Source organism: Streptomyces sp. NPDC050997, assembly GCF_040660135.1.
GTDB lineage: Bacteria > Actinomycetota > Actinomycetes > Streptomycetales > Streptomycetaceae > Streptomyces.
Map to the genome: position 1 here is coordinate 177,447 of NZ_JBFAGK010000011.1, position 23,074 is coordinate 200,520.

Here is a 23,074-nt window from a genome sequence, read left to right on the forward strand (position 1 = left end):
CAGGTCACCCTCCGGTGGGTGACCGCTCACCCACCGGTACGCCACGGTCGTCGGAGTCCAGCTTGGCCGCGGCGGCCGTCACGGTGGCCGCGCGCGGCCCCGTCAGCAGGTACGTCAGGCCGAAGCCCGCGCCGACCACGGCCGCGCCGCCGACCGCGTCGAGGATCCAGTGGTTGGCGGTCGCCACGATCGCGGACAGGGTGAACAGCGGATGCAGCAGACCCAGGGCCTTCATCCACCACTTGGGCGCCAGGACCGCGATCACGATGCCGCACCACAGGGACCAGCCGAAGTGCAGCGACGGCATCGCCGCGTACTGGTTGGCGACCTCGGTCATCACGCCGTAGTCCGGCTTGGAGAAGTCCTGGACGCCGTGCACCGTGTCGATGAAACCGGAGCCCGGCATCAGGCGCGGCGGGGCCAGCGGGTAGAGCCAGAAGCCGAGCAGACCGAACAGGGTGGCGAGGCCCAGCGTGGAGCGCGCCCAGCGGTAGTCCACGGGGCGGCGGACGTAGAGCAGGGCGAGGACCGCGAGCGGGACGAGGAAGTGGAAGGACACGTAGTAGTGGTCGAAGAAGTTCCGCAGCCAGTCCACCGTCGCCACGGTGTGGTTGGCCCAGCGTTCGATGTCGATGGACAGCCACTTCTCCAGCGAGTGGATCTGGCGGCCGTGCTGCTCGGCGGTGGCCCGGTCGGCGGTCACCACGGACCGGACCTGGCCGTAGGCGGCGTAGGTGACGCGGATGAGGAGCAGTTCCAGCAGGAGGTTCGGGCGGGTGAGGACCCGGCGCAGGAAGGGCGGCGGCGTGACGTGCCGGAAGCGCGCGGGCGCCGGGGGCGCGTACTCGGTCGGGACCGGTGACCGGTAGTGCGGGGAGGTGCGGGACAGGAACGGGACGACGGTGGCGGCGAGGAGCGCGGCCAGCAGCACCATGTTGTCCCGCAGGCCGTACAGCGAGGGCATGTCCGGCAGCATCATCCTCGCGGGCAGCGTCATCACCAGGACGACGGCGAGCGGCCACACGTACCGGTCGGAGGACCGCTTGCCGACCCGGCCGACGACCGCGAGCAGCACCCACAGCAGCTGGTGCTGCCAGGTGGTCGGTGAGACGGCGATCGCGGCGCAGCCGGTGATCGCGACGGCGAGCAGCAGCTGTCCGTCGCGGGCGTAGCGCACCGCACGGCGTACGCCCAGGGCGGCGACGCCCGCGCCCAGCAGGAGGAAGAGGCTGATTTCCAGCGGTCCGGACAGGCCCGTCCGCAGCAGGGAGCCGTGCAGGGACTGGTTGGCGAGGTCGTCGGCCTGGCCGCCCAGGCCGGTGCCGGCCATGTGGTGCACCCAGTAGGTGTACGAGTCGTGCGCCATCGCCGCCCAGGCGATGGCGGTGCATCCGACGAACGTCAGGCCGGTGGAGAGCGCTGCCTTGCGGCGGCCGGTGAACCACAGCAGCGGGGCGAAGAGCAGCACGGTGGGCTGCAGGGCCGCCGCGAAGCCGATGAGCAGGCCGCAGGCCCGCTGACCGCGTACGGCGAAACAGCCGAGCAGCACGAGCAGGACCGGGATGGCGCTGGTCTGGCCGAGGTGGAGGGCGTTGCGTATCGGCAGCGACAGCATCAGCAGGCTGATCGCGACCGGCGCGGCGAGCAGGGAGGTGCGTCTGCTGACCGGCTGGGGCAGGGCGCGCGCGGCGACCAGGCCGAGGGCGACGACCAGCAGCAGGGTGCCGAAGGTCCAGCCCCAGCCGAGGGCCTGCTCGGCGGTTCTGGTGAGCGGCTTCAGCACCAGTCCGGCGAAGGGTGTACCGGTGAAGCTCGTCGAGTCGTACAGCGAGCCGTTGACATGCAGGACGCCGTGGGGGCCGACCCACGTCTCCAGGTCCGTCAGCCGTTCGCCCCGGGGCGTTCTGAGGACGACGGCCACCTCGCGTGCGGCGAGGACGGCGGCGACGAGCCACAGGGCCAGCCGCGCGGCGCGCAGACGGGCCTGAACAGCCATGGCCGGGCCCGCGGCCGTCGCTCCGAAAGCTTCCGCCGCTCGCCCGCTGCGCTCCGCGTTCGCCACGCCTCGTCGGCCTCCCGATCCCCGTCCCACGGGTCGGCTCGCCCTGCGAACCCTGGGAGGGGCTCGCACCACCCCCTGGGAGAAGGGCGCGGGCAACCCCCGCTTCGTCTGACACCTGCCTCTTTTATCCCATTTTGTCCGAATGACGATAGCGCGCGGGCGGGCCGGTTGCCTCCACAGGGGGCGAGAAGGATCACAAATCAGCCGCGCCGGAACCGCTCCGGAACCGGGCTACGGGCCTGTTCACGGCGCATTTACATGCCCCATGCATCGACTTGTGTGCGGACCGTGATCGGGACATGTACCCCCTATGGTCACTCTTTCGGCCTGTCCGCCGGCGCCGTCGCCCAGGTCCGTCCCTGTCCCCGTCGAAAGGTGGCGAGCGAAGTCTTGCCGACTGCCACAGTCGCCCCTCCCCCGTCCCCCGCCGTCGACCCGAAGGACGTCTCCGTCACCGACCCCGCGCTCGTGAAGCGTGCCGTGCAGGCCGCCGCGCTGGGCAACGCGATGGAATGGTTCGACTTCGGTGTCTACAGCTACATCGCGGTCACCCTGGGCAAGGTCTTCTTCCCGTCCGGCAACCCGACCGCCCAGCTGCTCTCCACGTTCGGCGCCTTCGCCGCGGCCTTCCTGGTCCGTCCGGTCGGCGGCATGGTCTTCGGCCCCCTCGGCGACCGTGTCGGCCGCCAGAAGGTACTGGCAGTCACCATGATCATGATGGCGGCGGGCACGTTCGCCATCGGCCTGATTCCCTCGTACGCCTCGATCGGCGTCGGCGCGCCCCTGCTCCTGCTGGCCGCCCGCCTGGTCCAGGGCTTCTCCACCGGCGGCGAGTACGCCGGTGCCTCCACCTTCATCGCCGAGTACGCCCCCGACCGGCGCCGCGGCTTCCTCGGCAGCTGGCTGGAGTTCGGCACGCTCGCCGGGTACATCGGTGGCGCGGGCCTGGTCACGCTGTTGACGGCCCTGCTGTCCACCGACGATCTGCTGTCCTGGGGCTGGCGCATCCCGTTCCTGATCGCGGGCCCGATGGGCGTCATCGGCCTCTATCTGCGGCTGCGCCTGGAGGAGACCCCGGCGTTCGCGGCCGAGGTCGAGAAGGCCGAGTCCCATCGCCCGAAGGTGCCTCTGCGCGAGATGATCACCGGCCAGTGGAGGGCGCTGCTGCTGTGCGTGGGCCTGGTGCTGGTCTTCAACGTCACCGACTACATGCTGCTGTCGTACATGCCGAGCTATCTGACCAGTGAGCTCAAGTACGACGAGACGCACGGCCTGCTGGTCGTGCTCGGCGTGATGGCCCTGATGATGGCCGTCCAGCCCTTCGCGGGCGCCCTCACCGACCGCGTCGGCCGCCGCCCGGTCATCGCCGCGGGCTGCGTGGGCTTCCTGCTCCTGTCCGTCCCGGCCCTGCTCCTGATCCGCCAGGGCAGCCTGGCCGCCGTCGCGCTCGGCATGGGCGCGCTGGGCCTGCTGCTGGTGTGCTTCACGGCGGCCATGCCGTCGGCCCTGCCCGCCCTGTTCCCGACGCGGGTCCGCTACGGCTCCCTCTCGATCGGGTTCAACGTGTCGGTGTCCCTGTTCGGCGGCACGACGCCGCTGGTGGTGACGGCGCTGATCGGGGCGACGGGGAACATGATGATGCCCGCCTACTACATGATGGCGGCGGCCGTCGTCGGCGGAGTGGCGGTGTGGTTCATGACGGAGTCAGCGGGCAGGCCACTACCGGGCTCGGCACCTTCGGTGGAGCGGTAGCGCGTGCGCGGGGGGCGGTGGGTCTTTGCGCGGTCACCGGGCGGGGAGTCCCCCGCAGCCACCGGGCGGCCTCTCCCTAGAGTCGCCTGCCACGGTCGGCCACCTGCTGGCCACCTCGGCCTGCCCCCGACCCCGGGCACCGCGCCACCCATGCCGCCCGCATGGCCCGCGGCACCTGCGCCACCCGTCCCGCTCGCGCGGCCGCGCCCCCGCGCCTGGGCCGATCGGCTGAAACCCGCCGAGGTGTCCCGCTGACAGAGGAACGGCACGCGACTATATTCGTTAGCGCAGCTAGTTAGCAGATCTAACTAGATACATGAAGGGCACAGGTGTATGAGCGAGTCGCAGCTCTGGGACGACGTCGACGACTACTTCACCACCCACCTCTCGCCGGACGACGAAGTCCTGGAGGCGGCCGTCCGTGACAGCGAGGCCGCCGAGCTCCCGCAGGTCGCCGTCACCGCGCCCCAGGGCAAGCTGCTCCAGCTGCTCGCCCAGATCCAGGGTGCCCGCACCATCCTGGAGATCGGCACCCTCGGCGGCTACAGCACCATCTGGCTGGCCCGCGCGCTGCCCGCCGACGGCCGCCTGGTCACGCTGGAGTACAGCCCACGGCACGCCGAGGTGGCCTCCCGCAACATCGCCCGCGCGGGCGTCGACAAGCTGGTCGACGTACGGGTGGGCCCGGCGCTGGAGTCGCTGCCCAAGCTGGCCGACGAGAACCCGGCCCCCTTCGACCTGGTCTTCATCGACGCCGACAAGAACAACAACCCGCACTACCTGGAGTGGGCGCTCAGGCTCACCCGCGAGGGCAGCCTGATCGTCGTCGACAACGTGGTGCGCGGCGGCCGGGTGGCCGACGCGGACAGCACCGCGCCGGACGTCCAGGGCGCCCGGACCGCCCTCGAGCTGATCGGCAGGCACCCCCGGTTGAGCGGCACGGCGATCCAGACGGTCGGCAGCAAGGGCTACGACGGCTTCGCGCTGGCCCGGGTGCTCGCCTAGGACCTGCCCCCCTCAGACCTCGTGGTAGAAGCCGACGTTGACGCTGCGCGGGGCGGTGCGGTCCTGGATGATGATCTCGCCGCTGCCGCCCCGGGGCAGCGCGACCGTACCGCCGTAGGACAGGGGCTGCGCGTACTCGCCGACGGTCAGCCGGACCTCCGAGGACGGGTCGGGCTGGGAGCCCTGCAGCCAGGTGACCTGCCAGGTGCCCTCGGGGCCGCACAGGAACTCCAGGTGGACCCGGGAGATGAACAGCCAGTCGTCCGGCGTCGAGAGCCGGCACACCGACTTGTCCCGGCCCAGCCGCAGCACGGCGCCCGGGTCACTGGGCGAGTCGGCCATGAGCATGCCGGCCGTGGCGCCCGCGTCCGCCGCGGAGACGGCGGCCATGGTGAGTTCGAGCACGTGCGCTCCTTCTGAAGTGCCTGAAGTGTCTTTACACAGCCCCGAATGATAAATCGCCCGGCCATGGCACGTCCGGCACAATGGACTCATGACCGAGCGAAAGCCACCCGGTGTTCCGTTCGAGTCCTGGGTGGACAAGCAGATCCGGGAAGCCGAGAGACGCGGCGAGTTCGCCCAACTCGCAGGCGTGGGAAAGCCGTTGCCGGACGGCACCGACACGACCTACGACGAACTGTGGTGGATCAAGCGGAAGATGGTCCGCGAGGGCCTCTCCGTCCTGCCGCCCACTCTGGCCCTGCGCAAGGAGGCCGAGGACACCCTCGCGGCGGCCCTGCGGGCACCCACCGAGCGGCTCGTCCGCAAGCTCGTCGAGGACATCAACGTCAAGATCCGTGAACTCATGTTCAAGCCGCCGCCCGGGCCCCCGCTGGGACTGAAGCCGTACGACGTCGAAGAGGTCGTACGACGGTGGCGGGAGCTCCGGGAGACGGCAGAGTAGGTCCGCCGTACGCAGCCGTACGGCGGACCTACTCGGGATGTCGGGGCGGGATGGCGTCAGATACGCATCAGCCGGTCCGCCAGCTCGCGGTAGTCCCGCAGGGCCAGCCGGAGTTGCTCGGTGTCGGTGCTCGTCGCGGGCTTGCCCGCGCCGCCGCCGTCCGCGGACTGCCAGGCGCCGCGGAGCGCACGGCGCCGCTGGGTCACGGCCTCGGTGAAGCGGGCGGCCGCCTCCTCCAGTACGTGGTCGGCCTCCACCACGGAGTCCCGCGGCCCGTCCACGAACCCGGCGACGGCGTGCTGGAGCTGCTGGGAGAGCTTGTCGCACTCGTCCCGCGGGAGCAGCCGACTGCCGTGACCGTCCGCTCCGGCATCGGTGGCGCCGACGGCGCCGGACCCGTCGCGGGCCGCACGGCCGCGGGTACCGCCGGGCTCGCCGTATGTGTCGGCCCGGTCGCGGGTGGCCTCCGGGCCCGGGCTGCCTGCCCGGCCCGGAGCGCTGTCGCGGCCCGCGGCGGTGTCGCCGCCGAGCGCGCCGGGGCGACCGATCCCGCCGGTCTCGCGGGGCGCGGTGTCGGCACCGGACCCGATGCCGCCGCGTGTCGTGTCGCTGTCGGCCGTCGTGGCGCCGCGTACCGCGTCGCCGTCCCGCGTCCGGGTGCCCGGCTCGCCCGGGGCCGCCTCATGGGCCTTGTGACGGATCGTCGTCGTCGGGCCCTCGGGCCGCTCGGCGTGCGGGATCGCCGTGGGCGGGTCCGTCGCCGGGTCGTGGCCGGGGGGTGTCGCGGGGCGGGTCGCCCGGCCCCTCGGCTTTCCGTCGCGCGGGGCACCCTCTGCGCCCGGGCCGGTAGTTGCGTCCGTCATGTCGATCAACTCCCCTTCGCGTGGCGCCTGGTGAATCCGGGCAGGTGGGCGCGCCCGTGGTTGCGGGCGGGCGCCGTACCGCCGTCGGTCGGTTCGACGGACTCCCGGGCCTGGGCCCGGTGGTCCTTGTGGTCCCGCTGGTCGCTGTGATCGCGGTGGTTCTCGTGCCGGGCCGGGCTCACCAGGTCCTCGAACAGGGCCCGGGCCTCGACCATGGCCTCGCGCATCTCCTCGGTGCCGGCGTGGCCGTCACCGTCGTGCCCGGCGACCACGTCCGCACGGGCGACGCGGTGTACGCGCCGGTAGCCGTGCACATGGTGCGCGTGGTGCACCGACAGCGCGGCGACTTGTTCCTCGTACTGCGCGCCGTCGGGGAAGCCCCGGGCGCCGGCCAGCTCGGCCAGCAGCCGGTCCGCCTCGGCGACGGCCTCCCGCGGCGAGTCGACGAAGCGTTCCTGGGCTGCCGTCCAGCGAGCCTCGTACTGCTCGCGTCGGCCCGGCTCCAGCGGCCGCTCACGGAGCGACCCGTGCCGTTCCACGCGCTCGGTGAGTTCGTGCTCGGCGGCCCTGGTGTCCCCGTCGTGCCGGGCCACGGCCCGGTCGTACTCGGGGCCGAACCGCCGCTTCAGGTTCTGGCCGCCGGGACCGCGCCGGGCCCGCAGAGCCAGGACGGCCGCGACGATGACGACTGCCGCCACTATCACGATCAGAGCGATGATCACGCCTGTGGACATGAATGCCTTCCGGGTTCTCGGCCCAACCGGCTTTCCGTTCGGGCCGGTTCCTCCTCCGGGTTGCCCGGGCGACGCCTCTCAAACGGTCTCCGTATACGTGTCGACCGCGTGCCGATTCGGCAGAGGCCCGATCGACGCAAGGAAGAGGACACCAGGAAGGTGCCCCTGAAACGCCTTTGACTCCCGGGACGAGTCACCCATATTTCGGTTGCGGCCCCGGAAGAGCGTCGCCCCACAATGCCCGCCATGACGAATGACGGCGGCCTCGACAGCCTCGACGGCCTCGACCATCGCCCCGGAGCCCTTCGACTCCCCCGTCGCCGCCGAGCTGGAGCGGGAGATCGCCGCCCGCACCGGTGCCGAACTCACGCCGCCCAGCGGCCAGTTGCTGGTCGGTCGGTACGGCGGCGAAGTGGCCGGCAGTGCGGGCGTACGGCTGCTGGAGGGCGGCACCGCCGAGCTCACCCGGGTGTTCGTTCACGAGGGCCTGCGCGGCAAGGGCGGCGCCCGGGCTCGGCTACGAGGAGACCGAGGCGTACAACGACGACGTGTCGGCCGAGCACTGGTTCCGCAGGAACCTCAGCTGAACCGGGGCTCCGGGCGCCCGTCGTGCGGACGTTCCGCCTCCGACCCGCACAGCTCGGTGTTGAGCTCGTTCACCAGCTGCGTCAGGTCCGTCGGCCGGTCCGGGCCCCACCAGTCGCCGAGGAGTTCGGCCAGCGACTGCGCGCGGGCCTCGGAGAGCCGGTCGGCGACCTCGCTCCCCTGCTCGGTCAGTACGAGGTCGAGGCCCTGGCGTTCGGCCAGCCGCCGCTCCTCGATCTGGCGGGCGGCCTCTATGACGACGGTCAGCGGGACGGTGGTGCGTTCGGCGAGCAGGGCCGGCTCGACCCGGCCGTACCTCTTGATCCGCAGCAGCATCCAGCTCGCCGCGGGCAGCAGGTCGTACCCGGCGCGTGCGGTGATCTTCCGGTAGATCTCGCGCCGGCCCTCACGCGTGCCGAGCACGGACAGCGCGCGGCACACCTCGTCGTACGACGACCGCTCCACCGGGTTGCTGGCGAGGGTCTCCGTGACGTCCGGGGCCGTGACCGAGCCGCGCAGCCTGTCCTCCTTGAGGAACCAGGCCAGCACGAAGCCGAGGACGGCGACGGGAGCGGCGTACAGGAACACGTCGGTGATGGACGAGGCGTACGCGTGCAGGGCCGGCGTGCGCAGGTCGGCCGGCAGGGCGGCGATACCGCGCGGGTCGGACTCCAGCGCTCCCACCGAGACGCCGGGCGGGAGCTGGGTGCCTCTGAAGGCGTCGGCCAGTCTGTCGCCGAGCAGGTTCGCGAAGACGGTGCCGAAGACGGCGACGCCGAAGGAGGCGCCGATGGACCGGAAGAAGGTCGCGCCGGAGGTGGCGACGCCGAGATCCTCGTACGAGACGGCGTTCTGCACGATCAGGACGAGGACCTGCATGACCAGGCCGAGGCCCAGCCCGAACACGAAGAAGGTGCCGCTCATGGCGGCGGTGGAGCTGTGCTCGTCGAGCCGGTGGAGGAGGAGCAGGCCGAGGGTCGTCACGCCGGTGCCGACGACCGGGAACACCTTCCAGCGGCCGGTGCGGCTGACGACCTGTCCGGAGAACGTCGACGCCAGCAGCAGACCGAGCACCATCGGCAGCATGTGCACACCGGACAGGGTCGGGGTGACGCCCTGGACGACCTGGAGGAAGGTCGGCAGATAGGTCATCGCGCCGAACATCGCGAAGCCGACGACGAAGCTGATGACGGCGGACAGGGCGAAGGTGCGGATCCGGAACAGCTTGAGGGGCAGGACCGGTTCGGCGGCCCGCCGCTCGACGGCCACGAACGCGACGGCGAGTACGACGCCCAGCACCGCGAGGCCCACGATCTGCGGCGAGCCCCAGCCCCATGTCGTACCGCCCAGGGACGCCACCAGCACCAGGCAGGTGGCGACGGACGCGATCAGGAACGTGCCGAGGTAGTCGATGACGTGCCGCGTGGATGTGCGCGGGATACGCAGGACGGTGGCGATCACGGCGAGGGCGACGACGCCGACGGGCAGGTTGACGTAGAAGACCCAGCGCCAGCTCAGATGCTCGGTGAACAACCCGCCGAGAAGCGGACCGAGCACGCTGGTCGTCCCGAAGACGGCACCGAACATCCCCTGGTAGCGGCCGCGTTCGCGGGGCGGGACGAGGTCCCCCACGATCGCCATGGACAACACCATCAGCCCACCGCCGCCGAGCCCCTGCAGGGCCCGGAAGGCGATCAGCTGGGGCATGTTCTGCGCGGCGCCGCACAGCGCCGAGCCCACCAGGAAGATCACGATCGCGAGCTGGAACAGCCGCTTGCGCCCGTACTGGTCGCCGAGTTTGCCCCACAGCGGGGTCGCGGCGGTCGAGGCGAGCAGGTACGCGGTCACCACCCAGGACAGGTGGTCCAGGCCGCCGAGCTCACTGACGATGGTGGGCAGCGCCGTCGACACGATGGTCGAGTCAAGGGCGGCGAGCAGCATCCCGAGAAGCAGGGCGCCGATGGAGACGAGGACGTTGCCGGGCACGTGCCTTTCCCGCCCACCTCGCCCGTCGTACCCGTCTTGCCCGTCTTGCCCGTCTCCCGCCTTCCCGGTCACAGCGTGCGCGTCCCCGGCCATGAAGTCCTCCTGAGCGTCCCGTTTCGAGTTCCATCGTGATCGGTGTGGCCGGTTATGGCCTGTTGAGTCCCTTTGGAAGCCGGCATTCCGGGGGCTCGGGGCGACGATGTGGAGAAGATCTGCATAATCTCTGAAGTTCGCGAGGGGAGGGACGAACACGTGAACGAGCCGAAGGGGCACCTGTGCCCGGAGTGCGGAACGCCCAGGGCAGCCGACAACACCCCGTCATGCGGCTGCACCCGACGAGCGTCCGACGCCCTGCGCGACGCGCGCACGGCAGAGGCGGCAGCGGCGGAGGACTTCGATCCGCTGCGGATACGGCCATATGTGGAGCTGGAGCCGGAGAGGGAGCCGGATCCGGGTCCTGAGGGGGAGCTGGAACCGGGGCCGGAAGAGACGTTGGGGGCGGCGTCGGGGGGCAGGGCTGGAGTGATGGGTGGCACGGCGGCAGCGGCATCGGCCGGCGTGGCGCCTGGCGGCCTGCCTGACGGCTTGCCTACCGCCCCGCCCGCCGCCTCGACCGACCTGGACGCGACCACGGCGCTTCCCCGCGTAGACGCGGATTCCGAGAGACGCGACCCCTGGCCCACCGTCACAGGCCGTCACACGACGCCCACCACACCGAACCCCGCCCGGCCCGACCCGGACGCCACCGTCATGCTGCGCGCCGTGGACCCGAAGTCCGCTCGTCCCGGCGCCGACGCGGCCTCCGCGCAGTCCGCGGGCGACGCGACCGCTTTGTTGCCCACGGTGGACGCGGCCGACACGCCCCGCGCCGCAGACGCGCCGCCCGCCGGCGGGCCGACCGTTGCCCCGGGTGCGGCGCATCCCGCCGCCGTGCCCGGCGCGGCCGACACGACCGCCTTGCTCCCCACCGTCGACGCCGCAGCGGCGCTGCCCGCCACGGATCCGGCGAGGGCGCCGGGCACAGCCGCCGGGGACATGCCGGGCGCAGCCGATGCCACCGCCCTGCTGCCCGCCGCCAGCCCGGCCCCCGCCGCGCCGGCCGTCGACGTGACGTCCGTGCTGCCGACCCCCTTGGCGCCCCCGGCCACCACGCCCAGCGTCAACGACCTGCGGATATTCGAGGCAGGCAGTGCGGGGGGCGGTACGGGCGACGAGGACGTGACCGTCGGGTACCGGCCGGTCGAGGGCGAGCGGAGTGCGCGTCGGCGTCGCCGTACCGCTCTGTTCGCCGTCGGTGGGGCCGTCGTCGCCGTGGTGGCGGCCGCCGGGCTGGCCAGTGGGCTGTTCGCGTACGAGACACCCGCGCGGGAAGGCGCCCCGCCGGAGGAGGTCAGGGCGGCTGTCCCGGACGCCTCGACCAGCGCGGCGTCGGTGTCCCCGGACACGGAGAGCCCGTCGGCGCCACCGACGTCCGCCACTCCGCCCCCGACCAGCGCGAGCCCTTCGCTCTCCTCGTCACCCTCGGTGTCCGCGTCCAGCCCCTCGCCGAGCCCGACCGCCGCCTCCGCGACCGGGAGCCCGACGAGCACCGCCACCGACGGCGCGGGTGTAGGCGCGGGCTCCGCGGAAGAGGGCGAGAACGACGACCGGAGCGTTCCCGTCCTGCGCCGCGGTGACAGTGGTCCGGAGGTCACCGAGCTCCAGGAGCGCCTGCACCAGCGGTACCTGTACAACGGCGAGACCGACGGCGACTTCAGCACCCAGGTCGAGGACTCGCTGCGCACCTACCAGTTGTCCCGTGGCGTCGGCGGCGACAACCCCGGCGTCTACGACCATGAGACCCGCACCGCACTGGAGAAGGAGACCTCGGAGCCGTAGGCCCGGCCGGCCCCTCCGAGGAAGGAGAGCCGACCCCAGCCGACGTCCCTAGCCGACGTACAGCCGGATGACCCCGTCCCCCGCCGACTCCACCCGCACCCCCGTCAGGTCCCGCACCAGCGCGTCCGGCCGGTGGAAGCCCGCCCTCGGGCCGACCCCGACGACCCGCATCCCGGCGTCGCGGCCGGCCTGGATGCCGGCGGCGGAGTCCTCGAAGACGACGCAGTCGGCGGGGGCGACGCCGAGTCCCGCGGCGCCCTTGAGGAACCCCTCGGGGTCGGGCTTGCTCGCGCCGACGCACTCGGCGGTGACACGGACGTCGGGCAGGTCCAGCCCCGCCGCGGCCATGCGCGCGGTGGACAGCGGGACGTCGGCGGAGGTCACCAGGGCGTGCGGCAGGCCTCGCAGGGACGCGAGGAACTCCGGCGCGCCCGGGATCGCGACGACACCGTTCATGTCCGCCGTCTCCTCGGCGAGCATGCGCGCGTTGTCGGCGTGGTTCTGCTCCACGGGGCGGTTGGGCAGCAGCAGCGCCATCGAGGCGTGGCCCTGCCGGCCGTGGACGACCTTCAGGATCTCGCCCCCGTCCAGCCCGTGCCGTTCGGCCCAGCGACGCCAGATCCGTTCGACGACGGCGTCCGAGTTGACGAGCGTGCCGTCCATGTCCAGCAGGAGGGCGCGGGCGGTGAGCACGGTGGGCGCGACGGTGGCCGTCATCGGCAGCTCCAAGGCACGGTGGCGAGGGGGCGCTGGAATGTTTCCCACTGTCCCCCGAAGAGAGACAAGGTGGTCCCGCCCGCCGGTCAGGGAGAACAGGCGGGAGCCACTTTGTTTCTCTACGGTACAAACAAGTACGGCTTCCCGCTACCGTCTCCCGAATAAGGTTCACCCGAAGTTCAGCTCGACCGGCGGGCACATGGCGCTCGACCGGCGGACCCATGGCGCTCGACCGACGGACCCATGGCGCTCAGCCGACGGCCCCGGACGCCCCTCAGCCGGCCACCGCCTCCCACAGGCTCCACACCCCGAGCCCCAGCATCAGCACCGCCGCGATCTTGGTGATGAGCCGCAGCGGCACCCTCTTCATCAGCGCCTTTCCGCCGACGATGCCGAGTCCGGCCACCGCCCACAGCGCTAGCACCGCACCAAGACCGACGGAGATCGGGTCGTCGTAGCGGGCGGCGAGGTTGGCCGTCATGATCTGGGTCAGATCGCCGAACTCGGCGACCAGGATGAGCATGAATCCCGCGCCGGCGACCTTCCAGAAGGACTGGTTCTCCGGCTTGCGGATCTCCGCGTCGCCGTCACCCTCGTCCTTCGTCCTCAGAAGCACGGCCGCGCCGCCCAGGAACAGCACGCCCGTCACCGCGTGCACGACCTGCTGCGGCAGCAGGGTCAGCACACTGCCGGCCGCGACGGCGAGCACGACATGCAGCGCGAAGGCGGCGGCGACGCCCGCGAAGACGTAGGAGGCGCGGTAGCGGGTGCCGAGGACGAGGCCGGCGAGCGCGGTCTTGTCCGGCAGTTCGGCGAGGAAGACGACGCCGAAGACGACCGCCGTCACGGTGAAGCTGATCAAGGTTCCTCAATCGGTCGGGGCCGCCCCGCCGAGAGTGCTGAGCCTTTCGAAGACTTTCGGGACTTCGAAGCGACACCTCGGCACGGCAGCACACTCATCACCCGTACCGGAACGGCACGGGCGTGTACTGCTTGCCGAAGGTCTCGCTGGCCGACCCCACGATCCACAGGATCCGAGGTCCGCCTCCGGGCGCCGGCTCAGGCGAGCTGAGCAGTATGTCGACGGTCCGGCGAAGAGCTACTCCCCTTCTGCGCCGTCCATCGTACGCGAAGCCCTCACGTCACATGTCTTGTCGTGTCATGCTCACGTCACTAACTTCTCACCGTACGCACATCTCCCCGCAATGCGGAGCGGCGAGCATGTCCTGGCTCGCACTCCAACGCCCCCCCACCCCAAGGGAGTTCGCATGCCGAAGTTCTACGCGCGTCGACGGCTCAGCATACTCGCGGCGCTCACCGGAGTCATGACTTCCGTCGCGCTGTTCAACGGCCCGACCGCGTCCGCCGCCCTCCCCACCCCGGTCAGCGCCGCCACCGCCCGCACCTACCTCGCCTCGCTCACCGTGGCCACCGAGGACCGCACCGGCTACGACCGCGACCTGTTCCCGCACTGGATCACCCAGTCCGGCACCTGCAACACGCGCGAGGTCGTCCTCAAGCGCGACGGCACGAACGTCGTCCAGGACTCCGCCTGCGCCGCCACCAGCGGCAGTTGGTACTCCGAGTACGACGGCGCCACCTGGACCGCCGCCTCCGACCTCGACATCGACCACCTCATCCCGCTCGCCGAGGCCTGGGACTCCGGTGCGAGCGGCTGGACGACCGCCCGGCGCCAGTCCTTCGCCAACGACCTGACCCGCCCGCAGCTGATCGCCGTCACCGACAACGTCAACCAGTCCAAGAGCGACCAGGACCCGGCCGAATGGATGCCGTCGCGCACGGCCTACCGCTGCACCTACGTCCGCGCCTGGGTCCAGGTGAAGTACTACTACGGCCTCTCGGTCGACTCGGCCGAGAAGAGCGCGCTCACGAGCTACCTGGCGAGCTGCTGACAGCACTCGGCCGGTCGCCGGCTCCTGGTCTCCCGAGCCCTCGACGCCCGTTTCGTGCGCCGCTGACACAGGATCCGCACACCGGAATTCCCGAACCGTGATCCCCGGAACCTCGCCGACCACCTCCGTTGTTCCGTACCGTACGGGGCGACGGAGGAGGGCGATCACGTGGCGGGACTGCGCCTGGGACCACTGCTGAGGTATGTCGACGGCTCGTCCGCGACCGTGTGGGTCGAGACGAGTCGTCCCTGCGCCGCCGAGGTGCGCTGTGCGGACGGCACCGGCGGCGAGGCCCGCTCCTTCCAGATCGAGGGCCATCACTACGCCCTCGTCCCCGTGACCGGCCTCACCCCGGGCACCACGCGGTCCTACGAGGTGTTCCTGGACGGCAAGCGGGTGTGGCCGCTGCCGGACTCCGCCTTCCCGGACTCCGTCATCCACACCCCGAGCGAGGGCGCCGCCGTCAGCGTCGCCTTCGGCTCCTGCCGCTGGGCCGCGCCCCCGGCAGGCGAGAAGGACCCGGTAGGACCGGACGCCCTGGACACCCTCGCCGCCCGTATCGCGGGCGACCCGGAGGGCGAACGGCCCGACGTGCTGCTGCTGTTGGGCGACCAGGTGTACGCCGACGAGACCTCCCCGGCGACCCGTCGCTGGCTCGCCGCCCGCCGCGACCTGGGCGACCCGCCGGGCAGCGAGGTCGCGGACTACGAGGAGTACACCCACCTCTACTACGAGTCCTGGCTCGACCCCGAGGTCCGCTGGCTGCTGTCCACCGTGCCCAGCTGCATGATCTTCGACGACCACGACGTCATCGACGACTGGAACACCTCCGCCGCCTGGCTCCGGGACATGCGGGAGACCGGTTGGTGGCAGGAGCGGCTGATGAGCGGCCTGATGTCGTACTGGGTGCACCAGCACCTGGGGAACCTGTCGCTCGACGAACTGGCCACCGACCCGCTGTACGCGGCCGTGCTCGGGGCTCCCGACGGCACCGACGCGCTGCGTGCCTTCGCCGCCGAGGCCGACGCCGACGCGGCGGCGGTGCGCTGGAGCTACCGGCGCGACTTCGGCCGGGTCCGGCTGCTGATGGTGGACAGCAGGGCGGCCCGCGTCCTCGCCGAGGAGAACCGCTCGATGCTCGACGCCGGCTCGCAGCGGTGGCTGCGCGAGCAGGCGCTGGACACGCGGGAGTCGTACGACCATCTCCTCATCGGTACCTCGCTGCCCTGGCTGCTGCCCCACCTGGTGCACGACGCCGAGGCGTGGAACGCGTCACTGTGCCGGGGCGACAAGGGCGCCCGCTGGGCCCGCTTCGGCGAGGACCTGCGCCGCAAGGCCGACCTGGAGCACTGGGCGGCCTTCCCGGCGTCCTTCGACGCGCTGGCGGCGCTGATCGCCGAGGTCGGTTCGGGACCGGCCGCGCCGGCCACCGTGCTGGTGCTGTCCGGGGACGTGCACCACGCGTACGTGGCCGAGGCGAAGTGGCCTTCGGGGGAGTCTTCGGAGGCGCATTCGGGGGCGCCGGACGCCCGTGTCCTTCAACTGACCTGCTCCCCCGTCCACAACTCCATCCCGCTGTCGATAAGGCTCGGCTTCCGCTTCGGCTGGAGCGCGGTGGCCCGGGTTCTCGGCCGGCGCTTCGCCCGGCACGGCCGCTGTGGCCGGCCGGCGGTCAGCTGGCGGAAGACGGGCGGCCCCTGGTTCGGCAACCAGCTGATGACACTGACCCTGCGCGGCCGTTCGGCCCGGCTGCGGCTGGAGCAGGCGCAGGAGCCGCGCGGGGAGAAGCCCCGACTGGAGACGGTCGTGGAGTCCGATCTCGTCCCGTAATCGACGTGTTGGGGCCGTTTGTTGTGCCCGTGACCCGTGATGCTCGTGACGCGCCCCACAGTCCAGACCCCCGGGGGTCGGCTCCCGTGGCAGCCGACGGCATGATGAGGCGGACGCTCCGCTTCAGCCATCCCTCCGACCGCCTCCAGCCACCGCCCCGACCTCTCCAGCTTCCCGCCGCTGCCCCCGCCCGCCGCGACTCCGCCGCCTCTCCGTCGCGAACGAGCCCGTCACGCGCCCCACACGCCCGGGAGTACCGCCCTTGCCCGCACCGACCACGGACCACGTACCCGTCTCCGTCGCCCTGGTCGGCGCGGGGCCGCGCGGTACCAGTGTCCTGGAGCGCCTGTGCGCCTCCGCACCGGAACTCCTCCCGCCCGGCGCCCGGTTGACGGTCCACGTCGTCGACCCGGCGGCGCCCGGCGCCGGCCGCGTCTGGCGCACCGCGCAGTCGTCCGAGCTGCTGATGAACACCGTGGCCTCGCAGGTGACCCTGTTCACCGACGACAGCGTGGACTGCTCGGGACCGATCCGGCCGGGCCCCAGCCTGCACGAGTGGGCGGGCGGCACGCTCGGCCCGGACGAATACCCGACCCGCGCCCAGTACGGCCGGTACCTGGAGTGGGTGTTCGCGCGGGCGGCGCGGGAGGCGGCGCCGGGGCTGTGCGTCGAGACACACACGGCACGCGCGGTGCGGCTGGACGACACGCCCGACGGCCGTCAGTCCCTCACCCTCGACGACGGCCGCGTCCTGTCCGGTCTGTCCGCCGTCGTCCTCGCCCAGGGCCATCTGCCGGTCGTCGCGGACCCGGCGGTCCGGCGGCACACCGCGTACGCCGAACGCCACGGCCTGCGCCACATCCCGCCCGCCAACCCGGCCGACGTGGACCTGTCCCCCGTCGCCCCCGGCGAACCGGTGCTGTTGCGGGGCCTGGGCCTCAACTTCTTCGATCACATGAGCCTGTTGACGACCGGTCGCGGCGGCCGGTTCGTCCGCGACGGCAAGGAGCTGCGCTACACCCCCTCCGGCCGCGAGCCGCGGCTGTACGCGGGCTCGCGGCGCGGCATCCCGTACCAGGCGCGCGGCGACAACGCGAAGGGCCCCTACGGCCGTCACCTCCCGCGAATCCTCACCGACGAGACGATCACCCGCTTCCGCAAGCGCGCCGACTCCGGCGAGGCCCCGGACTTCCTCGCGGAGATATGGCCCCTGGTGGCGAAGGAGGTGGAGACGGTCTACTACGAAGGCCTCGTCGGGGACAGCGAGTTCGGCGCCACGGAACTCTGGGCCACCAAGTTCGGGCCCACGACCTTCCGGGACCGTTTCCTCGCCACCGCGTACGGCAGCCCCGAGGAGACCGCCGTACTCGACGAGTTCGGCGTGCCGGAGTCCGACCGCTGGTCCTGGGACCTGATCTCCCGCCCGTACGCGGGACGCGCCTTCCCCGATCCCGGCGCCTGGCGGGAATGGCTGCTGGACCACCTGCGCGAGGACGCCACCCAGGCCGCGCTCGGCAATGTCGCCGGTCCGCTGAAGGCGGCCCTGGACGTGCTGCGCGACCTGCGCAACGAACTGCGGCAGATCGTCGACCACGGCGGACTCGCGGGCACCTCCCGCCGGGACCACCTGGACCGCTGGTACACCCCGCTCAACGCCTTCCTGTCCATCGGGCCGCCCCGGCGGCGCGTCGAGGAACTGGCCGCACTGGTGACGGCGGGAGTGGTGGAGGTGCTCGGGCCGCGTCTGGAGGTCCGCGAGGAGGACGGGGCTTGGGTGGCGCACTCCCCCGAGGTGCCGGGCTCCGGCGTCCGCGTGAGCATCCTCATAGAGGCGCGGCTCCCGGAGCCGGATCTGCGGCGGACGGCCGACGACCTGCTCGCCCGGCTGCTGAAGACCGGGCAGTGCCGACCGCACATCGTGGACGGCTACGAGACCGGAGGGCTGGACGTGACACGGCGGCCCTACCGTCTGATCGACCGTCAGGGACGCGCCCACCCAAGGAGGTTCGCCTTCGGAGTCCCCACGGAGGGGGTGCACTGGGTGACCGCGGCGGGAGCCCGGCCAGGTGTGGATTCGGTCACGCTTTCGGACGCGGATGCGGTGGCCAGAGGCGTCCTACGTGCGGTGGTGGGCGAAACAGGAGGGGAAACAGAGTCGAACTCTTGGCCCAATGTTGAACTTGCAAGCATTGATTAGGCACACCTAACCTGGGTTCTCCGCTCGGTTCCGCCCCCAGACCGGTCCCTCCCCGGACCGGCCCACCGAAGGAGTCCCCCCACCATGACCGGACGCCTCAACAGCGCCCAGCCGTACGCCCTCGGTCTGTTCCGTATCGTCGTCGGCCTGCTCTTCGCCTGCCACGGCGCCGCCTCGCTCTTCGGCGTCCTGGGTGGCGCCGGCGGCAGCGGTGCCACGGTCGACGCCGGTACCTGGCCCAACTGGTACGCGGCCGTCATCGAACTGATCGGCGGCACCCTCGTGTTGATCGGCCTCGGCACACGGGCCGCCGCGTTCATCTCCTCGGGCTCGATGGCCTACGCGTACTTCAAGGTGCACCAGCCGGGCGCGCTGTGGCCGATCGAGAACAGCGGCGAGGGCGCGGCGATGTTCTGCTGGGCCTTCCTGCTGCTGGTGTTCACCGGCTCCGGCGCCTTCGGCCTGGACCGGCTGCTCGCCAAGCGCTCGGCGGCCGCGGAGGAGCCCGCCAGGCAGCAGACTCCGGTGGCTGCCTGACCCTGCCGGTCCGCCCGGCACCACGGCGTCCGTTCCCGCGCGGCTCACGCGGGACGGGCGCCGTTCCGCTGCCCGCTTCGGGACTCCTCCCGGACCACGACAGCCCAGGTGAACACGCTGTGCCGATCACCCGAGCCCCCGGCCAATGGGCCGTCACGCCCCAGGCGTACGCTGTATGGCTGTTATGGGCCGCCCCTGCCGCACCCCCGCGACACCCGCGGCGACGCCGCACGGCCGACCACGGGGGGATCACGGGGAGTCGCGGTGTTCGAGAGTGTGGGGGCGTTGATCGGCAGCCCCTGGATCTATGTCATGGTCGCGTTGTCGGTCCTCCTGGACGTGTTCCTGCCGGTCCTGCCGAGCGGCGTCCTGGTCATCACGGCCGCCACGGCGGCGGCCGCGGGCTCCGGTGCGGCGACCGGCCAGGTTCCGCACGAGGTGCCCGACATCCTGGGGCTGGTGCTCTGCGCGACCACCGCGTCCGTGCTGGGCGACCTGGTGGCGTACCGCCTGGCCTGGCGCGGCGGCGCACGCCTCGACCGCGCGATCGCCCGCTCCCGTCGGCTGAGCAGCGCGCAGGAACGTCTCGGCATGGCCCTGGCCCGTGGCGGCGGCGCCCTGGTCGTCCTCGCCCGCTTCGCCCCGGCCGGCCGCTCGGTCGTCTCCCTGGGCGCCGGCGCCGCCCACCGCCGCGCCCGCGACTTCCTCCCCTGGTCCGCGCTGGCCGGCTTCTCCTGGGCCGCCTACAGCGTCGCCCTCGGCTACTTCGGGGCCCACTGGCTGGGCGCGACCTGGCTGGCGACGGGAGTGTCGGTCCTCGCGCTGTTCGGCGCGGGCGCGGGGGCCGCGTACGTGATGCGACGGCAGCCGGAGGCGGTCGAGGTTCCGTAGCCCGCGGCGGGCTCTACCCGGCCCGCCGAGCGGGGGCTCCCCTTACCTCCAGCCCGGCCAGCAACTCGGCCGTGGCCTCGGCGATCACGTCGACAGCCCGGTCGAACACCTCCTGGTTGTGCGCGGCCGGCGCCCGGAAGCCGGACACCTTCCGCACGTACTGCAGGGCAGCGGCCCGAATGTCCTCCTCCGTCGCCTCCTCGGGCAGGACGGGCGGACGGAGTGTCTTGATGCTGCGGCACATACCCCCAGTCTCGCCCCTCGGACCGACATCTGTCCGCTCTGTCCGCGCAACCCCGCCCCTGCGATGATCACTCCAGGCGGCCACCACGAAGGGGCCGACCGATGAGAGGACCCCACCATGGCGCACGAAACGGCGAGCGACACCGCGAGTGATACGGCGAGCGACACCGCGAGCGACGCGGCACGGGAACTCACCGTCGCCGTCCTGGGCCCCGGCGGCACCGGCGGCCTGCTCGCCGCGCTCCTGGCCAGGTCCGGCCACCGCGTGATCTGCCTGGCCGGTGCGGAGACCGCCGCCACCCTGCGTACGGCCGGAATCCAGGTCCGCAGCGCACGGTACGGCGACTTCACGGCCCGGGTGGAGGCGGACACCACCCTCCGCGAACCGGTCGACGCGTGCGTGGTCGCGGTCAAGCACACCTCGCTGGACGCCGCCCTCGACCGCGTCCCGCCCACGGCACTCGGCGACGGCCTGCTCGTACCGCTCCTGAACGGCGTCGAACACCCGGCGACCCTGCGCGCCCGCTACCGCCCGGACCGGGTCGCCCCGACCGTCATCCGCGTCGAGTCGACCCGCGTGGCCCCGGGAGTGATCGAGCACGCCAGCCCGTTCGCCGAGGTGGACCTGGCGGGCGACGGGGTGCCCCGCGAACGTCTCGACGCCCTGGCGGAGGCGCTCACCGCCGCGGGTCCGACCACCAGGGTCCTGGCCGACGAGACGGCGGCCCTGTGGGCGAAGATGTCGTTCCTGGCGCCGCTCGCCCTGCTGACGACCCGTTACGGCCTCCCCCTCGGCGACATCCGTACCCGCCACCGCGAGGAACTGACCGCCCTGGTGGAGGAGACCGCCGCGATCAGTTCCGCGTGCGGCGGTCCGGCGGATCCGGCGCAGGCCCTGGCCCGCTACGACGCCTTCCCGCCCGCCACCAGGTCGTCGATGCAGCGGGACGCGGAGGCGGGCCGTCCGCTCGAACTCGACGCGATCGGCGGGTCGTTGCTGCGCGCGGCCGAGCGGCACGGGGTGCCGGCGCCGGTAACGGCCCGTGTGGTCGAGGAGTTGAGGTACGCCGGCCACTGAGCGGACTCCCCGCCCAGCCGATTTGCCGAAACGGCAAGAAGATTCGCGCCGGCTCCGGCTCCGGCGCAGGATCGTTCGTACGAGCAGACGTAGCGCCGCCGCGGTTCGGCCGCCGGTGCTCCAGACGTACGGAGGACGACACATGCCACAGCCGGGCCCCCCGCTCACGGACGCCACCCACCGCCTGGTTCACGGCCCGGCCGGCCGGATCCACCTGGTGGAGCAGGGGACGGGGCCGCTGGTCCTGCTGCTGCACGGATTCCCGGAGTCCTGGTACTCGTGGCGGCACCAGCTGCCGGCGCTGGCCGCCGCCGGATACCGCGCGGTCGCTGTGGACGTGCGCGGATACGGGCGTTCCGCGAAGCCGGACGCCGTGGACGGGTACCGGATGCTGGACCTGGTGGCGGACAACGTCGCCGTCGTCGAGGCACTGGGCGGGCGGCCCGCGGTGGTCATCGGGCACGACTGGGGCGCGACGATCGCCGCGCACTCCGCCCTGCTGCGACCCGACGTGTTCCGCGCGGTCGGCCTGCTGAGCGTCCCCTACACCCCGCCCGGCGGCCCGCGCCCGACCGAGATTTTCGCTCAACTGGGCGGCGGGAAGGAGGAGTTCTACGTCTCCTACTTCCAGGAGCCGGGCCGGGCCGAGGGGGAGATCGAGCCGGACGTACGCGGCTGGCTCGCCGGTTTCTACGCCGCCCTGTCCGCCGACACCATGCCCGCGCCCGACGCCCCCGACCCGCACTTCGTGAGCCCGGGCTGCACCTTGCGCGACCGCTTCCCCGACCGCGCGCCCGCCTGGCTCGGGGGGCACGAACTCGACGTCTACGCCGGGGAGTTCGAGCGTACGGGGCTGACCGGCGCCCTGAACCGGTACCGCGCGATGGACCTTGACTGGAAGGACCTCGCCGACCACACGGGCGCCCCGATCACCCAGCCGTCCCTGTTCCTCGGCGGCTCCCTGGACGCCTCGACGACCTGGCTGTCCGACGCGATCGACGCCTTCCCCGTCACCCTGCCCGCCCTGCACGCCGCCCACCTCCTCGCCGGCTGCGGCCACTGGATCCAGCAGGAACGCCCCGAGGAGGTCAACACCCACCTGCTCGACTGGCTGGCCGCGCTGCCCGCCTAGACCGTCGGACCGCCGCACCGTCGCACCGTCGGGAGCCCGCGACCAACTACCCGCCCTCCCCGGGCAGTTGGTCGCGGGCTCCCGCCATTGCCTCGATCACCGGGCCCGGATCCAGGTCGAACGCGTCACTCCAGGCGCCGACGGCGCCGGGACAGCCGCAGGGGCTGCCCCCTGCTCAGCAGTCCGTTTCCTCGGGGGCGAGCGACTCCCGCTGGGCGGTCTTCGCGACACGGGAGAGGAGGGTGCGCAGCGCCTCGGCGTCCTGGTCGCTCAGATCGGCGAGGAGGCGTGCCTCGGCGGCGGACAGGCCATGTCGTACCTGCTTGAGCCGGGTGCGTCCGGTGTCGGTGATGAGGACCTGGCGTGCACGTCGGTCGCGAGGGTCGGGCCTTCGGGTGATGAGTTCATGTGCTTCGAGGTCGTCGAGCAGGTAGGTCATCACTGTGCGGTCCAGGCTGACCTCTTTGGCGAGAGCGAGTTGCGAGGGTGGTTCGCCGCCGGCCAGGGCGACCAGTACGAGGTAGCCACGTGGCCCCCCGGGCAGTTCGGAGACGGATTCGGTGGCGACGCGGCTGAACGCGGTGGACACCATGCGGATCGCCCAGCCCAGATCGGTGTCCAGCGCCAGGTCTTCGGCCTCGCCGCGCCGCTTGTCGTTTTTCGAAGTCGGTGCGCTCACCCGCCCAATGTAGCACCCGAGTGCTGCTCCACAGATGTTCTTGCGAACAGAACATCTGCTGTGCATAGTTGACGGAGCAGGGGCGCCA

Annotated in this window: 20 protein-coding genes and 1 pseudogene; 12 read left to right on the forward strand and 9 right to left on the reverse strand. The window is 72.1% G+C overall.

Annotated features, from left to right (window positions below; all coding sequences use genetic code 11):
• Positions 1-4: 4 nt before the first annotated feature.
• A complete protein-coding gene (locus AB0H86_RS25205; RefSeq protein ID WP_362442911.1) occupies positions 5-2,062 on the reverse strand; it encodes a bifunctional glycosyltransferase 87/phosphatase PAP2 family protein in 2,058 nt (685 codons plus the stop codon).
• A gap of 390 nt (positions 2,063-2,452) precedes the next feature.
• Here AB0H86_RS25205 and proP point away from each other — a divergent pair, with 390 nt between their 5' ends.
• Both proP and AB0H86_RS25215 read left to right on the forward strand, forming a co-directional pair.
• On the forward strand, positions 2,453-3,814 hold the full coding sequence (gene proP / locus AB0H86_RS25210) for a glycine betaine/L-proline transporter ProP (protein WP_362442914.1): 1,362 nt from the start codon (positions 2,453-2,455) through the stop codon (positions 3,812-3,814).
• A 333-nt stretch (positions 3,815-4,147) separates the two neighbouring features.
• A complete protein-coding gene (locus AB0H86_RS25215; RefSeq protein ID WP_362442917.1) occupies positions 4,148-4,819 on the forward strand; it encodes an O-methyltransferase in 672 nt (223 codons plus the stop codon).
• Positions 4,820-4,831: 12 nt separating this feature from the next.
• On the opposite strand, the gene AB0H86_RS25220 is transcribed toward AB0H86_RS25215, so the two are convergent.
• Positions 4,832-5,224, reverse strand: coding sequence for a hypothetical protein (locus AB0H86_RS25220; protein ID WP_362442920.1), 393 nt, complete (start codon positions 5,222-5,224; stop codon positions 4,832-4,834).
• Between the two features lie 88 nt (positions 5,225-5,312).
• Between AB0H86_RS25220 and AB0H86_RS25225 the strand changes: the two genes are divergently transcribed.
• Entirely contained in the window at positions 5,313-5,723 is a 411-nt protein-coding gene (locus AB0H86_RS25225) for a DUF1992 domain-containing protein (protein WP_362442923.1), read from the forward strand.
• Positions 5,724-5,779: 56 nt separating this feature from the next.
• Here the strand turns inward: AB0H86_RS25225 and AB0H86_RS25230 are convergent, their stop codons facing one another.
• Together AB0H86_RS25230 and AB0H86_RS25235 are read right to left on the reverse strand one after the other, a co-directional pair.
• Entirely contained in the window at positions 5,780-6,271 is a 492-nt protein-coding gene (locus AB0H86_RS25230; protein ID WP_362443225.1) for a hypothetical protein, read from the reverse strand.
• A gap of 320 nt (positions 6,272-6,591) precedes the next feature.
• Positions 6,592-7,320: a hypothetical protein gene (locus AB0H86_RS25235; protein ID WP_362442926.1), complete on the reverse strand. Its 729-nt coding sequence runs from the start codon at positions 7,318-7,320 to the stop codon at positions 6,592-6,594.
• A 253-nt stretch (positions 7,321-7,573) separates the two neighbouring features.
• On the opposite strand from AB0H86_RS25235, the pseudogene AB0H86_RS25240 reads away from it, so the two are divergent.
• Positions 7,574-7,907, forward strand: a pseudogene (locus AB0H86_RS25240) (GNAT family N-acetyltransferase).
• On the opposite strand, the gene AB0H86_RS25245 reads toward AB0H86_RS25240, so the two are convergent.
• Entirely contained in the window at positions 7,900-9,984 is a 2,085-nt protein-coding gene (locus tag AB0H86_RS25245) for an MFS transporter (RefSeq protein WP_362442929.1), read from the reverse strand. The pseudogene AB0H86_RS25240 and the gene AB0H86_RS25245 sit on opposite strands and share 8 nt — an antisense overlap.
• A gap of 492 nt (positions 9,985-10,476) precedes the next feature.
• Here AB0H86_RS25245 and AB0H86_RS25250 point away from each other — a divergent pair, with 492 nt between their 5' ends.
• Entirely contained in the window at positions 10,477-11,769 is a 1,293-nt protein-coding gene (locus tag AB0H86_RS25250) for a peptidoglycan-binding protein (protein ID WP_362442932.1), read from the forward strand.
• A gap of 48 nt (positions 11,770-11,817) precedes the next feature.
• On the opposite strand, the gene AB0H86_RS25255 is transcribed toward AB0H86_RS25250, so the two are convergent.
• Both AB0H86_RS25255 and AB0H86_RS25260 read right to left on the reverse strand, forming a co-directional pair.
• Positions 11,818-12,486, reverse strand: coding sequence for an HAD family hydrolase (locus AB0H86_RS25255; protein ID WP_362442935.1), 669 nt, complete (start codon positions 12,484-12,486; stop codon positions 11,818-11,820).
• A 274-nt stretch (positions 12,487-12,760) separates the two neighbouring features.
• Positions 12,761-13,348, reverse strand: coding sequence for a TMEM165/GDT1 family protein (locus tag AB0H86_RS25260; protein WP_362442938.1), 588 nt, complete (start codon positions 13,346-13,348; stop codon positions 12,761-12,763).
• Between the two features lie 406 nt (positions 13,349-13,754).
• Between AB0H86_RS25260 and AB0H86_RS25265 the strand changes: the two genes are divergently transcribed.
• From AB0H86_RS25265 to AB0H86_RS25285, 5 genes are all read left to right on the forward strand, one after another.
• Positions 13,755-14,399: an HNH endonuclease family protein gene (locus AB0H86_RS25265; protein ID WP_362442941.1), complete on the forward strand. Its 645-nt coding sequence runs from the start codon at positions 13,755-13,757 to the stop codon at positions 14,397-14,399.
• Between the two features lie 168 nt (positions 14,400-14,567).
• Entirely contained in the window at positions 14,568-16,229 is a 1,662-nt protein-coding gene (locus AB0H86_RS25270) for an alkaline phosphatase D family protein (protein WP_362442944.1), read from the forward strand.
• 262 nt (positions 16,230-16,491) lie between these two features.
• Complete coding sequence (locus AB0H86_RS25275; protein WP_362442947.1) at positions 16,492-18,426, forward strand: FAD/NAD(P)-binding protein; 1,935 nt, start codon at positions 16,492-16,494, stop codon at positions 18,424-18,426.
• Positions 18,427-18,510: 84 nt separating this feature from the next.
• Positions 18,511-18,963, forward strand: coding sequence for a DoxX family protein (locus AB0H86_RS25280; RefSeq protein WP_362442950.1), 453 nt, complete (start codon positions 18,511-18,513; stop codon positions 18,961-18,963).
• Positions 18,964-19,227: 264 nt separating this feature from the next.
• Positions 19,228-19,854: a VTT domain-containing protein gene (locus AB0H86_RS25285; protein WP_362442952.1), complete on the forward strand. Its 627-nt coding sequence runs from the start codon at positions 19,228-19,230 to the stop codon at positions 19,852-19,854.
• A 13-nt stretch (positions 19,855-19,867) separates the two neighbouring features.
• On the opposite strand, the gene AB0H86_RS25290 is transcribed toward AB0H86_RS25285, so the two are convergent.
• Complete coding sequence (locus AB0H86_RS25290) at positions 19,868-20,098, reverse strand: DUF2277 domain-containing protein (RefSeq protein ID WP_030678302.1); 231 nt, start codon at positions 20,096-20,098, stop codon at positions 19,868-19,870.
• Between the two features lie 117 nt (positions 20,099-20,215).
• Between AB0H86_RS25290 and AB0H86_RS25295 the strand changes: the two genes are divergently transcribed.
• A complete protein-coding gene (locus AB0H86_RS25295; protein WP_362442956.1) occupies positions 20,216-21,175 on the forward strand; it encodes a 2-dehydropantoate 2-reductase in 960 nt (319 codons plus the stop codon).
• A 142-nt stretch (positions 21,176-21,317) separates the two neighbouring features.
• Positions 21,318-22,307 (forward strand): alpha/beta hydrolase, encoded by a 990-nt coding sequence (locus AB0H86_RS25300; RefSeq protein WP_362442959.1) that lies wholly within the window; start codon positions 21,318-21,320, stop codon positions 22,305-22,307.
• Between the two features lie 175 nt (positions 22,308-22,482).
• Here AB0H86_RS25300 and AB0H86_RS25305 read toward each other — a convergent pair whose 3' ends face one another.
• Positions 22,483-22,986, reverse strand: a complete 504-nt coding sequence (locus tag AB0H86_RS25305) for a MarR family winged helix-turn-helix transcriptional regulator (protein WP_362442962.1) — start codon at positions 22,984-22,986, stop codon at positions 22,483-22,485.
• Positions 22,987-23,074 lie beyond the last annotated feature (88 nt).